Origin of the sequence: Methylobacterium sp. Leaf85 (assembly GCF_001422125.1) — a bacterium.
Classification (GTDB): Bacteria; Pseudomonadota; Alphaproteobacteria; order Rhizobiales; family Beijerinckiaceae; genus Methylobacterium; species Methylobacterium bullatum.
Window position 1 is genome coordinate 76,762 of the sequence record NZ_LMME01000033.1, and the last position, 13,924, is coordinate 90,685.

Below are 13,924 nucleotides of genomic sequence, written 5' to 3' on the forward strand. Positions count from 1 at the left end.
TCAGGATACGCCGCCGGAACGCCGCCGAGCGAGGTCGGTGCGTCCGGGCGATGCCGGCGAGTCGATGGGTGAAGCGAAGCGGGGCGGCGAAGACGAGGGGCGCGCCGGGGGATAGCGGACGTGCCGAAATGGATGGGACGACGGGCAGGGTTGCATCTCCTACGACGCGCGGCGCGCGCTCATGGCGCTACGCGGGTTTCGCAAAAGTGGTCGCTGGTTTTGCGGCCGAAAACCTGCGACGCTCCAAAGGCCAATGCGGACCCGCACAGGTCCGGCAGGACTCCACCGTGCCCGGACCGGGCGGCTGAGACAACCGCCGACGACACGGGGTGGTTGAGAGCATCGCCGGATTCGAACGCCCGCGCACCGAATTTGCCGCCGGCGGCCGTTTCCGGGCGTGCCGACACGCGAGAGTTCGGGGCCCGATCCGACGAGACCGGGCCGCGGGCGGATTTCCCTTCGGAACCGAGCGGTCCAACGGGCTGTGTCGATCGAGGGTCCTGGCTCACCGAGCCGGGGCTAGAGCGCTCTTCGCCGAAGTGGATGCCGGTTCGGCGAAAAAGAGCGCGGCACAACAAAGACTTAGAGATGTGTCCCGACCCAACGTGGTCGGGCACAGCTCTAGACCTGCCCGGCTGCGTCTTTCATGGCCGCCGCCGCTGCTGCCAGTCCCCAGCGGACCATCTCCTCCGCGTCGGCGGCCGTCCCCGCCTCCGCGTAGCAACGCAGCTCGGGCGCATTGCCGGACGCACGGAAGTGGATCGTGCGTCCCCCGTCGAGTTCGACCCTGACACCGTCCTGTTCGTCCACGGATTGCGGCGTGCCGAGCGGGCGGAAGAAATCCGCGCGGAACGCCTCCCGGCCGAGCTGGCGCAGCAAGGCGCCGCTCCGCTCCGCCGGGGTTTCGGGCAGGCGGTCGCTGGCGGTCTCGCCGACCTTCAGGGAAACGACGAGTTCCGCGAGCGTCATTCCGGCGTCCCGTGCCGCCGCCAGGGTCGCCACGATCGGAAGGATCGCATCGCGCGTGGGCAGGGCCGCGAGGATCCTGTCGCCAACGGCAATGTCCGAACCGAGGAGGAAACCGCCATTGGCTTCGAAGCCGACGACGCTCGTGGCTCCGTCCCTCTGCGCCTGGCCCATCCCGGCGATGACGAACGGCGAGCCGACCTTGGTGCGCAGCACGCGCCGGAAGCCGCCCGCATGCTCGATGGCCGAGCCCGCCGTGACGGGGACGACGACCGTGTCGACGCCGAGATAGCGGGCGGTGATCAGCCCGAGCACATCGCCCCGGACGATCCGCCCGGCGGCGTCCGCGAGCAGCGGCCGGTCCGCGTCGCCATCGGTCGTCACCAGCGCGTCGAAGCCGCCCGTTGCCATCGCGTCGCGGATGAACGCGATATCCTCGGGGCGGTGGGCCTCCGTGTCGATGGGCACGAAACTGTCGGAGCGGCCGATGGCGACGATGTCGGCCCCGAGGGCGGCCAGCACGTCGGCGAGGAGATCGCGCGCCACGGAACTCTGCTGATAGACCGCGATCCTCTGGCCGGCCAGGATGGTGGAGGGGAAGGCTTCGGTGTAGCGCTGACGGTAGCGGTCGATCGCCCCCGGCTCCCGCGTGGCGGCGTCGGTCGGCGGCATGTCGCCGACCTGGGAGATGTCGCCCAGGGCGGCGAGGATCGCGACCTCGTCGGTCTTGGTGATCTCGCCATCGGGCCGATAGAATTTCAGGCCGTTGCGATCCGAGGGAATGTGGCTGCCGGTGACCATGACGGCGCAGGCCCCGCGCCGGATGCCTTCGAGCGCGAGGGCCGGCGTCGGCAGGGCACCGCAATCGAAGACGGTAAAACCCGCCCCCGCCGCGGCGGCGGCCACGGTCGCGGCGATCCCCTCGCTGCTGTCGCGCAGATCCCGCCCGATCACGACGTCGCCGCTGCCGCCGGTCGTCGCGGCAATCGAGCGGAAGAACGCGCTGGCATAGGCGTAGCTCGGCCATCCCACGAGGTCTGTCACCAATCCGCGCAGGCCACTGGTCCCGAATTTCAGACTGCTCATGAGCTTTCCACTTGCGATGGGCGCGACGGTGCGACGAGCCCCGCTTTTAGGTGGAGTGTGCCGCCGCCTCAATCGGTTCCCGGCGGGGCGCCTCACTCGATTTCAGGTGCCGGGGCGGATTGCCATGCGATCACCGGGCGTTCGAAGTGCCACGCGACGCTCACCGTCACCGTCACTTCAGGTCGGTTGTGGCCGCAGGCTTGAGGCCGCTTCACGCGATCGCGGTGATCCGATGGAGAAGCGACATCAGATCGGATTGGCGCCGCGTCTGCGTCTTCGAGAAGATCGACGCCAGATGTGTCCGCACGGTCCACAACGTGATGCGTTTGTCGGATGCGATTTCCGCGAGTGTCTTTCCAAAGCAGATCTGCTTGGCGATGCTGGACTCGGTCTGCGTGAGGCCGAACATCTTCTGCATGACTTCGTTACTGGGGTCCGGGTTCTCGTTCAGATCGACAATCGTCACGAGCGTATAGCCGTAAGCGTCCGTTTCATCGCCGGCGGGCATGGCGTGAATGGCCAGGGAGCGCTTTCCGTGGCGCGGCACCATGATCCACGACTCGGACCTGTGCCGGAATCGTGTTCCCCCCGCTTCGAGCACGCTCTTGAAGCCGGCCCTCAGGTCCACGGACTTGGGCGTCTCCTCGTCGTTGAATTCCTGGATGGCTCGGATAGCCGCCTGATTGGATTCCACCACATCCCCGTCGGAATCCAGAAGTAGAGCGCCACAACCCATGCGATCCAAAACGCCGAAGAAACGGCTGTTGAGCGACACGATTTGCTCCCCAATGCAGCTTTGTTCAGTATTATTGTGTCCGACGCTCGCTACGTCTTCGACGCTACAGGGACGGGGCCGGCCTGATTTGCCTCGCGAGCGGACAGGCCTGCAAGGCGAGGGGAAATCTCCAAGGTCCGCATTCCCTCGTCCAACTACTTAAGTAGCCATCATGGCGGCTCGCCAAAAGCTGCAAGCGCCGCGAACTCATTCACGCATGCCTTATAGCGATTGTTTCCACAACGAAACGTGCATGTCCATAATTCTCGCACGCTCCGATGGTTGCTAGTCCATGTTACGGGGCGGGCCGATATTTTTCCATCCCCATGATAACTGATTGACCGACGTGGGAAATTCTCGATTGTCAACAGATCGGGGATCGCGGCTCGATCTCTGCTCGAGGGATGATTTCGGTTTGTCATCCCTCATATGAGGGAGGCCGGCGAGATTTTATTTGTGGGTCGCTCCCTCGGACGTGCGATGTCAGACGCTTCCCCACGGATTAAACTAAAAATTGCATTTTTGAGATACCGACCAGTGACGCCCCCCCTTTTGGTGGGCCGCCTCCGCCGGGTCCACCGGGCGCGCTCATCCCGCGTGGTGCAACCCCTCCGGGGCAAGGGTGCGGAGGCAGGGAAGGGACGGCGACGGCATCCCGACCTGAAACGAGGGATCGGCGCGGAACAGCCGCTTGAGGAACCCCGTCACCGCCTGGATGCGGGGGGAGAAGCGCAGGTCCGTATGCACGTTGAGCCAGAGATCGCGGCTGGTCGAGGCGGTTTCATGGAGCACGGGGACGAGGTCGTCGCGCCCCTTCACGGCGAAGCTCGGCAGAAGCACGAGGCCGAGACCGCCGGCGGCGGCGTTCTTCTGGGCGATCATGCTGTTGGAATGGAACACGATGTGACGGTCGAGCACGACGTCGTCGAGCCAGCGGACGCAATCCACCTGGATCAGATCGCTGATGTAGGAGACGAAGGCGTGATGGCGCAGCTCGTCGATGCTCTGCGGCATGCCGGCCCGGGCGAGGTAGGTGGGGGCGCCGTAGAGGCCGAGCCGGAAGCGTCCCACCTGTTCGGAGACCAGCCCCTGGCCCGGCGGTTTGAAGAAGCTCAGGAAGAGGTCGGCCTCGCGCCGGTTGACGTAGACGGTCTGAGACGAGGTGACGAGTTCGATCGCGAGATCCGGGTGGGTCTCACGCAGGCGCACGAAGCGTTCTGCGAGGTAGAGCGAGGCGATGCCCTCCATCGTCGCGAGCCGCACCCGCCCGCTGGCCTGCGCCGCCGAGGGAGAAACCTCCTCGCCCATGGCGATGACCGCGCTCTCGACCCGCTCGGCATGCCCGAGGAGGCGCTGGCCCGGCTCGCTCAGCCGAAGCCCTGACGGCACGCGCTCGAAGAGCGCGATGCCGAGCGCACTCTCCAGATGGGCGAGGCGGCGGCTCACCGTCGATTGATCGACCTTCAGGCGCTTGGCCGCCCCGGCGAGGCTGCCGCCCCTGGCGGCGTTGAGGAAGACCTTCAGGTCGTCCCAGTCGAGCAGATCGAGCGCAGCCATGGGGATCGGTTGGCAAGACTCGCGCCAAGCCCGGCCGTCCGGTCGCCGCCCGCGCCGGGTCCCTTCCGCAAGGCGCCTTGCAGATTTGCCCACTTCGCGCCCGTCGGGCGCCGGCTAGGCTGGTTCACGAAAGGGTCAAGTCCATGCTTCCACGCTTCAAGGCCGCGGCGATCCACGCCGCCCCCGTCTTCCTCGATGCCGCCGCCACCACCGACAAGGCGGTCTCGTTGATCCACGAGGCGGCGCGGGCGGGGGCGGGCCTCGTCGCCTTCCCGGAGACCTTCATCCCGGCCTTTCCGGTCTGGGCGGCGCTCTCGGCTCCCATCGACAACCACGATCTCTTCGCCCTCATGGTCGAGCAATCCGTCCTGGTCGACGGGCCGGAGATCGGGCGCATCCGTCAGGCGGCGCAGAAGGCGGGCATCGTCGTGTCCTTGGGGCTCAGCGAGCGCTCGCCCGTGAGCGTCGGCTGCCTATGGAACGCCAATCTCATCATCGGCGCGGATGGCGCGATCCTGAACCATCATCGCAAGCTGATGCCGACCTATTACGAGAAGCTCATCTGGGCCCCGGGCGACGGCGCCGGGCTGAAGGTGGTGGAGACCGGGATCGGGCGCATCGGCCAGCTCATCTGCGGCGAGAACACCAACCCGCTGGCGCGCTATGCCCTGATGGCGCAGGGCGAGCAGTTCCACATCTCGTCCTGGCCCCCGGTCTGGCCGACGCGGCGGCCGAAGGGGGGCGGCAATTACGACAACCTGGCGGCCAACCGCCTGCGGGCCAGCGCCCATTGCTTCGAGGCCAAGGTCTTCGGCCTCGTGACGGCGGGCATGCTGGACGGCAAGGCCTACGATTTCCTCGCCGCCCGCGATCCCGGCGCCGCCGACGTGCTCGACGCAACGCCGCGCGCCGCCTCGTTCTTCGTCGATCCCACGGGGGCGCAGATCGGCGAGGCGCTGCAGGACGAGGGGATCCTCTATGCGGAGATCGACCTCGATGCCTGCATCGAGCCCAAGCAGTTCCACGACGTGGTCGGCTATTACAACCGCTTCGATGTGTTCGACCTCGGGGTGAACCGCCAGCGGCTCGTTCCCGCCCGGTTCCGCGACGGCCCGGAGCTTGCTGCCGCATCCGAGCCCCCGGCCCCGCCAGCGAACGGCGCGTGAGCGACCGACCCCGCGGAAGTCCGCTCCTCTTCCTTGCGTCCGATCCTTCGCCCCCGTTCCTTCGCGTCAACGACCCAGAATGGAGATGTGCCATGACCATCGACCGTCGCAAGCTCATCCTCGGAGGTGCCGCCGGACTGATGCTGCCGGATATTCGCGCAGCCTTCGCCCAGAGTCCGGCACAGATCGGAACGTTCCCGGGCGGCGTCGGCGCGGATTCGGTCTTCATCGGCCTCAACATGCCGCTCACCGGGGTCTTTTCCGGCGATGGAAGCGACCTGAAGCTCGGCTATGAACTCGCCATCGCGCAGATCAACGCGGGCGGCGAGATCCCCGCCGCCTGGGGGCTCAAGGGCAAGGGCGTCCTCGGCCGCCAGATCCGCCACAAGATCGCCGATACGGAGGGCAAGCCCAACGTGGCGGTCCAGGCCGCGACGCAGTTCATCCAGCGCGACAAGGCCATCATGTTCCAGGGCTCCGTCAGCAGTGCGGAGGCCATCGCCCTCGAGGAGCTCGCGAGCCGCGACAAGGTCCTCTACATGGTCGGCATCGCCGGCTCGAACGACGTCACCGGCAAGAACTGCCAGCGCTACGGCTTCCGCTCGCAGCAGAACGCCTACATGGCCGCCAAGGCCCTCGCTCCCGTCGTCGCCAAGGCGCTCGGCACGAAGCTCAAGGCCGCCTTCCTCGTCCCCGACTACACCTACGGCCAGACGGTCTACGATTCCTTCTCCAAGTTCTCGAAGGAGCAGGGCTGGACGCAGGTCCTGAAGGAGACGGTCCCCCTGGGGACGGCCGATTACAGCTCGGCGCTCCTCAACATCGCCAACAGCGGCGCCGACGTCTTCGTCAACATCTGCTTCGGCTCGGATGCCGTGGCCTCCACCAAGCAGGCCGAGCAGTTCGGCGTCCTGTCGAGCATGAAGCTCGTGGTGCCGAACCTGTCCTCGTTCCAGGACAAGGAGGTCGGCCCGGAACTGATGCAGGGCGTCTACGGCTCCTGCGACTTCTGGTGGACACTGCAGGATCGCTTCCCCCTCGCCAAGACGTTCGTGGAGGCCTTCCTCGCCCGGAACGCCTATCGCCCGCGCTGGGGCGCCCACATCGCCTACATGCAGACCTATCTCTGGGCGCTTTCGGTGGAGAGGGCGGGCGGTTTCAACCCCGTCGACATCATCAAGGTGATGGAGGGCTCGAAGGCGCAGCCCTACGAGACCACGATCGGCCGCGTCTATTTCCGCGCTGAGGACCACCAGATGGTCCGCCCGATCCCGATCCTGCGCGGCAAGGCGCCCTCGGCCATGAAGGGGCCGGAGGATTTCTACGAGGTCGTGGACCTTGTGGACGGCGAGACCGTGATGAACCCGCCCGATCTCTTCGGGTGCAAGCTCGGCCCCTACAGCTGAGGCGCGCCGTCATGCCGAGCACCGCCGTCCTCCTCTCGCAGGCCTTCAACGGCCTCGCCCTCGGCAGCCTCCTGGCTCTCGTCTCCAGCGGGCTCACCATCATCCTCGGGACGCTCGGCGTCCTGAACTTCGCCCATGGCGCGCTGTTCGCTGTCGGCGCCTACACGGCCTTCGTGATGATGCAGGCCACGCACTCCTTCGTGCTCGCCATGCTCGGCGGCTGCGCCATCATGCTCATCATCGGCTTCACGATGGAGCGGCTCGTCATCCGCCACTTCTATGCCCGGCCGGACGAGGACCAGATCCTCGTCACCTACGGGATCGGCATCGTCCTGGTCGAGGGATTGCGGGCCGGGTTCGGCGGCAACAGCCAGCGGGTTCCGGTGCCGTCCTGGGGCACCGGCGCGACGAAGCTCGGGTTCATGGTCTACCCGACCTATCGCCTGCAACTCATCGGCATCGTCGCGGCGCTCCTCGTGGGCCTCTATCTCGTGCTCTACCGGACCTCGGTCGGCCTCGTGGTGCGGGCCGGCATCGAGAATGCCGGCATGGTCGGCATCCTCGGCATCGACGTGCGGCGGACCTTCCTGCTCGTCTTCGCGGTGGGCATCGTCGCCGTCGGGCTCGCCGGCATGCTCTACGCCCCCGTGGTGGCGGTGACGCCCGACATGGGCGCGAGCTTCATGGTGCAGTCCTTCGTGGTCATCGTGCTCGGCGGCCTCGGGTCCTTTCCCGGCGCCATCGTCGGCGGTCTCATCGCGGGCGAGATCATCAGCCTCACCAGCGCCTTCGATTCCGCCTACTCGGAGGTCATGCTCTACGGCCTGATGGCCCTCGTCCTCGTGGCGCGGCCGCAGGGCCTGTTCGGCACGGAGGGACGCGTCTGATGACATGCGGCCCCCTCCGGGCGCTGTTGCCCGAGCTCGCCCTCTTCTTCGTTCTCCTCGCCGCCCCCATCCTCCTGCCTCCGCTCGGCTTCTCCCACGACCTGCTGTCGCGGGCGCTGAACTGGGCCTTGTTCGGCCTCGGCTTCGACATCCTCTTCGGGCTCGCCGGCCTGCTCTCCTTCGGGCAGGCGGCCTTCTACGGTGCCGGCGGCTTCGTCGCCGCCTACCTGCTGGTCTCGGGGACGATTCAGAGCGTCTGGCTCGCCTTCCTCATCGGCACGCTGGCCGCCGGCCTGTTCGGCATCGCCGTCGGCTGGCTCGCCGTGCGGCGGATCGGCATCTACTTCGCCATGATCACCCTGGCCTTCGGCCAGATGGCCTATTTCATCCAGAACTCGTCACTGTCGGACTACACGGGCGGCGAGAACGGTATCGCCGGGGTGCCCGTACCGGTGATCGGTTTCGGTGATGGCGCCTTCCGGATCACGGCTGGCCTGCCGATGTATGCGCTCCTGGCCGCGACCTTCTTCTTCGGCTTCGTGCTGGCCCGGCGCATCGTGCGGTCGCCGGTGGGCCTGATCCTGAAAGCCATCAAGGAGAACACGCCTCGCGTGGCCATGCTCGGCCACGACGTCCCCGCCTACAAGCTCGCCGCCTTCACCATCGCGGCGCTCTATGCGGGCCTGGCCGGAGCGATGCTCGGCTCCTTCCAGAGCTACATGCCGCCGGACGCCTTCGCGCTCGAGACGTCCGGCCAGCTCGTGGTGCAGACGATCGTCGGCGGGGTCGGCACCCTCGTCGGCCCCCTGGTGGGGGCGGCGCTCTGGCTCTGGCTGCGGGACAACCTTCAACTCGTCCCCGGCCTGGGTCCTCTCTGGAAGCTCATTCTCGGGATCGCCTTCATCGGTCTCGTGATGGGCCTGCGCCGCGGCATCTGCGGAGAGATCCTGCACCGCTGGGAGCGTCGTCGCAATGCGGCACTCCTGCGTGCCGCCGAGGCCCGCACCGAGGTCATCGAGGCGGCGCCCGGCGCGGTCACTCCCGAAATCCCGGCCGAGGTCGCGCTCCCCATGCCCCGGCCGGCCATCGACGGCCGCGCGTCGCACGCGGAGATCGCCCTGGAGGCTCAGGATCTCGCCCGCCATTACGGAGGCCTGAAGGCCGTGGACGGGGTCAGCTTCCGGGTCCGGCGAGGATCGATCCATGCGGTGATCGGCCCGAACGGAGCCGGCAAGAGCACCCTGTTCAAGATGCTCTCCGACGAGGTGAGCCCGAGCGCCGGCTCGGTCCTGCTGTTCGGTGAGCGGCTCACGGGGGCGGGGGGGGCCCGTGCCGCTCAGCTCGGCGTCGCCAAGAGCAACCAGCTCAACCAGCTCTTCCTCAACCTCACGGTGCGGGAGAACCTGCGGGTGGCCGCCCTCGCCCGGGCGCGGGGCAGGTTCCGCCTCGATCTCCTCGCCCCCTCGGTCGGTCGGGCGGAGGTGGAGGATCAGGTGGAGACCATGCTGGCCATCCTCGATCTCGGCCCGCGGGCGGAAACCCGCGCGAGCATCCTGGCCTACGGCGAGAAGCGCCGCCTCGAAATCGGGATGGCGCTGGCGACGAGCCCCAACGTCCTCCTCCTCGACGAACCGCTCGCCGGGATGAGTCCCTCCGAACGGGTCGCGACCTGCGCACTGATCCGGCGGATCGGACGGTCCTGCACGATCCTCATCGTCGAACACGATCTCGATGCCGTCTTCGACCTCGCCGAGCAAGTCACCGTCCTCAGCGACGGGCACCTCCTCGCGGATGGACCGGCCGAGGACGTGCGCCGCGATCCCGCCGTGCGGAAAGCCTATCTCGGCACGGGGCCGGAGGAGGACGGGACCGGCGAGTCCACCCGCATCCGGGGAGCCATGAATGAGTCTGCTTGAGGTCGAGAGCATCAACACGCTCTACGGGGATTCGCACGTCCTGTTCGACGTGTCGCTCCGGGTCGAGGAGAACGAGGTCGTGGCGCTGCTCGGCCGCAACGGCGCGGGCAAGACGACGACGCTCCGGACGCTGATGGGCGCCCTGTCTCCGCGCAGCGGGACGATCCGCCTCGACGGCAAGCCGATCCACGGCCTGCGGCCCGAGAAGATCGCGCGTGTCGGGATGCAGCTCGTCCCGGAGGAGCGCGCCGTCTTCGGCACTCTCACGGTGGAGGAGAACCTGCGCGTCGCCCGCCTGACCGCACAGAAGCCATGGTCCCTCGACCGGATCTGGGAGGTTTTTCCGCGATTGAAGGAGCGCCGCACGTCGCGGGGGCGCACCCTGTCGGGTGGCGAGCAGCAGATGCTCTCGATCGCCCGGGCGCTCATCCGCGATCCCCGGATCATCCTCCTCGACGAGCCGTTCGAGGGCCTGGCCCCCCTCATCGTCCAGGACCTGATCGCCTTGACCCGACGCCTCGCGCAGGAGGGCCGGACGATCGTGGTGGTGGAGCAGAACGTGGCGGCGGTGCTGAGCTTCGCCCAGCGGGTCTACGGTTTCAACAACGGCCACGTCGTCTACGAGGGGCAGGCCGCCGATCTCCGCGCCGACGCCGCGCCGATGCGGGCCTTCATGGGGCTTGCCGGGTAGAGCGCCCCTCCCGGATGGCGGCCTACGCGTCGGACGACGCGGCATCCGTCACACGACACGAGGCTGCATGCGAGGAGAGCACACCGAAACGCCTCGACAGGGGCTTTGCGCCCTGAGATAAACCTCCGGCGATCGCTGGATGACGAGGCGTTTTAAGTCTTTGTCGCCGCGTGGCATTTTTCCGAGAAGCGGCTCCGGATCCCGAGCCGGCTCTGTAGGGAGAGGCGAACATTGGCGAATGATGAAGAGACTATTGCCGAGAAGACGTTCCTGACCTTCCTCCGGAATGGAGAGCGGGACGCCTTCCTCCAACTGGAAGCCGAATTGCTGGGCCAGTCCGTCGAGAGATGGGGAGCCCTGGTCGCGGCGTATCGCTCCCTGCTCACCCTCGACGACATCGCGGCGGAGGCCGGGCTCGACGAGCGGTTTCGTCCGAAGATCTGGTGGATGCGCAGTCCGTTCCCGGGGAATTTCGGCGATATCCTGACACCCTACGTGCTCTGGCATGCCTTCGGCGTCATGCCCCGCTGGTACAATTCGAAGCATGCAGACGGGCTCTGCATCGGCAGTATCGCCAAGTTCGCCCGGCCCGGCATGTATCTGTGGGGGACCGGCATGCCCCGCAGCACCGACGACATCTGCCCGACCGCGATCTATTCGGCGGTTCGCGGGCCGCTCTCGCGCGACGCCGTTCTGGCCGCCGGTGGTCAATGCCCCGAAATCTACGGCGATGCCGCCATCCTGCTGCCCGAGCTCTACGCTCCTGCGGTGGAGAAGACCCACAAGGTCGGCATCATCGCGCACGTCCTGCAGGAAGCGCGGATCCGCGAGGCCGTCGAGGCGGTGGGCGCCGACCACGTCAAGGTCATCTCGCTCCTCTCGGTGTCGTTCGAGGACATCGAGCGGGTGATCCGCGAGATCCTCTCCTGCGACGAGATCGTCACCACCTCGCTGCACGGCCTCATCGTGGCGCATGCCTATGGTGTCCCCGCTCAATCGGCGCGGCTGTCGGAGGGCAAGAAGGAGGCGAAGGATTCCTTCAAGATGCGGGACTACAAGCAATCGGTGGGGCTCTCCGACGAAGCCCTCGAACTTCCCCGGACGTTCAGCGACCTAGCCTGGCTCGACCACCGCGCCTGCGTGCTGCCGCCCTCCCCCCTCGACACGAAGCCTCTGCGGGCGGCCTTCCCGTTCCTGGTCCGATTTCAGGAGCCGCCACCCGCGAGGACCTGAGCTGGTTCGCATCGGCAAGCCAACGCTTCACCTCGCTTGGGCCTTTGGAGTGTCGCAGGTTTCGGGGCGCAAAACCGGTGACCACTGTTGCTGAACCTGCTTATACCAGACCTCGATGAGTCTGACTCATCGAGGTTTGCCCGCGCGATTGCGCGGCGGCGGTCGTCCGCCGGACCTCACTGCCCCTGACCTATGGGTCAGGGGCAGTGAGACTTAGTATTAGGGGCCACGCGGAAAGATCGGTCCTGTCAGGCAAAGGGCTCCCGATGCGGTTGCATCGGGAGCCCTTTCGTTTTCGGGCCGCTGCGACTCGGAGCGCCTCGGACAAGACCCGGCCACCACCGGCTCTCGTTCGAGGTACGGCGGCGCGGCGGGAGTTTTAAAGTGCGCTCAGTTCAGTGCCACGGTGAAGGCGCCCTGGGTCTTGGAGCGGATCTCCTCCTCGGTGACGCCGTCGGCGAGCTCGACCAGGACCATGCCACCATCGCCCTTCTTGTCGATGGTGAAGACGCCGAGATCCGTGATCACCATGTCGACGACGGCGGTGCCGGTCAGCGGCAGGTCGCAGGCGGTGAGGAGCTTGGGCGCCTCCGATCCGTCCTTCCCCTTGGCGGTGTGCTCCATCACCACCACCACCTTCTTCACGCCGGCGACGAGATCCATGGCGCCGCCCATGCCCTTCACCATCTTGCCGGGGATCATCCAATTGGCGAGGTCGCCGTTCTCCGCCACCTGCATGGCACCGAGGATCGACAGGTTGATGTGCCCGCCCCGGACCATGCCGAAGGAGTCGGACGACGAGAAGTAGCTCGTGGTCGGCAACTCGGTGATCGTCTGCTTGCCCGCATTGATGAGGTCGGGGTCTTCCTCACCCTCGTAAGGGAAAGGCCCCATGCCGAGCATGCCGTTCTCGGATTGCAGCTGCACCGACATGCCGTCGGGAATGTAGTTCGAGACCAGGGTCGGAATGCCGATGCCGAGGTTCACGTAGTAGCCGTCGCGCAGCTCCTTGGCGGCGCGCGCCGCCATCTGTTCGCGGGTCCAGGCCATGGTGGTGTCTCCCTAGGATGTCAGACGGCGGCGGCGGCGGCGGCGGTCTCGCCACGCTTGCGCGTGGTGCGCTGCTCGATCCTCTTCTCGCGGATCGCCACGTGGATGATGCGCTTGACGAAGATGCCCGGCGTATGGATCGCGTCGCCGTCGATCTCGCCGGGCTGGACCAGATGCTCCACCTGGGCGACCGTCACCTTGGCGGCGGTGGCCATCATCGGATTGAAGTTGCGGGCGGTCTTCCGGTAGACGAGGTTGCCTTCGGTATCGCCCTTCCAGGCATGGACGATGGCGAGATCGGCGAAGAGACCGCGCTCCATCACGTAATCCTCGCCGTCGAACTCGCGCACTTCCTTGCCCTCGGCGATGAGGGTTCCGACGCCGGTCTTGGTGAAGAAGGCCGGGATGCCCGCCCCGCCGGCGCGGATGCGCTCGGCCAGGGTGCCCTGGGGGTTGAACTCGATGGCGAGTTCGCCGCCGAGATACTGGCGGGCGAATTCCTTGTTCTCGCCGACATAGGACGAGATCATCTTGGCGATCTGGCGGGTCTGCAGCAGCTTGCCGAGGCCGACATTGTCGATGCCGGCATTGTTGGAGATGACGGTGAGATCCTTGACCCCTGACGCCTGGATCGCGTCGATCAGCTCGTCGGGAATGCCGCACAGGCCGAAGCCGCCGGCCATGATCGTCATGCCGTCCTTGAGCAAGCCGGCGACCGCCTGCGTGGCGTCGGAATATACCTTCTTCATCTCAAGCCTTCCTCCCGAAATCCGGTTCCTGGCGCCGTTTCGGGCTGCCCTGCGAAACGCGAGCCAATCCCGCCTCCCCGGCCCGGCTCGCGCGGGGCTCGGATCGACAAGGGAGGGCCGCGTCCGTCTGTCCTGTCTCTGCGCCAGGACATGCTCTGCGCCAGGACATGGCGTTTCGGCAAGATCCTGCGGGAGAACATCGTGGTGGAAAGAATAAGGGTCACGAGACCTGTAGCAGGTTGAGCCGTCGGGGAAGGACGGCTCCAAGGACGAGAGCCCGTTTCCGAATCCTCCACTGCGGAGAAATGATGCATGGCAGACAAACCCCGTCCGGCTCGCTATGGAATGAAACGGGGGGCAGGTTTTCGAAGATCGACCGCAGCGGCTGGGCGAGGCCGTGCGCGGGACCGCGCGTCGCGGTTTTGCTCCGATAGGGAGAGAT

At 66.8% G+C, this 13,924-nt stretch carries 11 protein-coding genes; 6 read left to right on the plus strand and 5 right to left on the minus strand.

Annotated elements, in window-relative coordinates; translation table 11 throughout:
- Positions 1-621: 621 nt before the first annotated feature.
- The 3 genes from ASF08_RS20020 to ASF08_RS20030 all read right to left on the minus strand — a co-directional run bounded on the left by ASF08_RS20020 (position 622) and on the right by ASF08_RS20030 (position 4,384).
- Positions 622-2,052 carry a phosphomannomutase gene (locus ASF08_RS20020; protein ID WP_056148989.1) on the minus strand — a complete coding sequence of 477 codons (1,431 nt, stop codon included), beginning with the start codon at positions 2,050-2,052 and terminating at the stop codon, positions 622-624.
- 211 nt (positions 2,053-2,263) lie between these two features.
- Positions 2,264-2,827 carry a helix-turn-helix transcriptional regulator gene (locus ASF08_RS20025; RefSeq protein ID WP_056148991.1) on the minus strand — a complete coding sequence of 188 codons (564 nt, stop codon included), beginning with the start codon at positions 2,825-2,827 and terminating at the stop codon, positions 2,264-2,266.
- Between the two features lie 588 nt (positions 2,828-3,415).
- The gene (locus ASF08_RS20030; RefSeq protein ID WP_056148993.1) at positions 3,416-4,384 is read right to left on the minus strand and encodes a LysR family transcriptional regulator; all 969 of its coding nucleotides are present in this window, start codon (positions 4,382-4,384) and stop codon (positions 3,416-3,418) included.
- A 143-nt stretch (positions 4,385-4,527) separates the two neighbouring features.
- On the opposite strand from ASF08_RS20030, the gene ASF08_RS20035 reads away from it, so the two are divergent.
- The 6 genes from ASF08_RS20035 to ASF08_RS20060 all read left to right on the plus strand — a co-directional run bounded on the left by ASF08_RS20035 (position 4,528) and on the right by ASF08_RS20060 (position 11,683).
- Positions 4,528-5,550: a carbon-nitrogen hydrolase family protein gene (locus tag ASF08_RS20035; RefSeq protein WP_056148995.1), complete on the plus strand. Its 1,023-nt coding sequence runs from the start codon at positions 4,528-4,530 to the stop codon at positions 5,548-5,550.
- Positions 5,551-5,642: 92 nt separating this feature from the next.
- On the plus strand, positions 5,643-6,956 hold the full coding sequence (locus ASF08_RS20040) for a substrate-binding protein (RefSeq protein WP_056148997.1): 1,314 nt from the start codon (positions 5,643-5,645) through the stop codon (positions 6,954-6,956).
- A gap of 11 nt (positions 6,957-6,967) precedes the next feature.
- Positions 6,968-7,843 carry a branched-chain amino acid ABC transporter permease gene (locus tag ASF08_RS20045; protein ID WP_018043210.1) on the plus strand — a complete coding sequence of 292 codons (876 nt, stop codon included), beginning with the start codon at positions 6,968-6,970 and terminating at the stop codon, positions 7,841-7,843.
- A complete protein-coding gene (locus ASF08_RS20050) occupies positions 7,843-9,759 on the plus strand; it encodes a branched-chain amino acid ABC transporter ATP-binding protein/permease (protein ID WP_056148999.1) in 1,917 nt (638 codons plus the stop codon). The genes ASF08_RS20045 and ASF08_RS20050 overlap by 1 nt, the downstream gene beginning before the upstream one ends.
- Complete coding sequence (locus tag ASF08_RS20055) at positions 9,746-10,450, plus strand: ABC transporter ATP-binding protein (RefSeq protein ID WP_018043208.1); 705 nt, start codon at positions 9,746-9,748, stop codon at positions 10,448-10,450. The genes ASF08_RS20050 and ASF08_RS20055 overlap by 14 nt, the downstream gene beginning before the upstream one ends.
- 231 nt (positions 10,451-10,681) lie before the next feature.
- Positions 10,682-11,683 (plus strand): polysaccharide pyruvyl transferase family protein, encoded by a 1,002-nt coding sequence (locus ASF08_RS20060; protein ID WP_056149001.1) that lies wholly within the window; start codon positions 10,682-10,684, stop codon positions 11,681-11,683.
- Between the two features lie 390 nt (positions 11,684-12,073).
- On the opposite strand, the gene ASF08_RS20065 is transcribed toward ASF08_RS20060, so the two are convergent.
- Together ASF08_RS20065 and ASF08_RS20070 are read right to left on the minus strand one after the other, a co-directional pair.
- Positions 12,074-12,733: a 3-oxoacid CoA-transferase subunit B gene (locus tag ASF08_RS20065; protein ID WP_056149002.1), complete on the minus strand. Its 660-nt coding sequence runs from the start codon at positions 12,731-12,733 to the stop codon at positions 12,074-12,076.
- 20 nt (positions 12,734-12,753) lie between these two features.
- Positions 12,754-13,482 carry a CoA transferase subunit A gene (locus tag ASF08_RS20070; RefSeq protein ID WP_056149004.1) on the minus strand — a complete coding sequence of 243 codons (729 nt, stop codon included), beginning with the start codon at positions 13,480-13,482 and terminating at the stop codon, positions 12,754-12,756.
- Positions 13,483-13,924 lie beyond the last annotated feature (442 nt).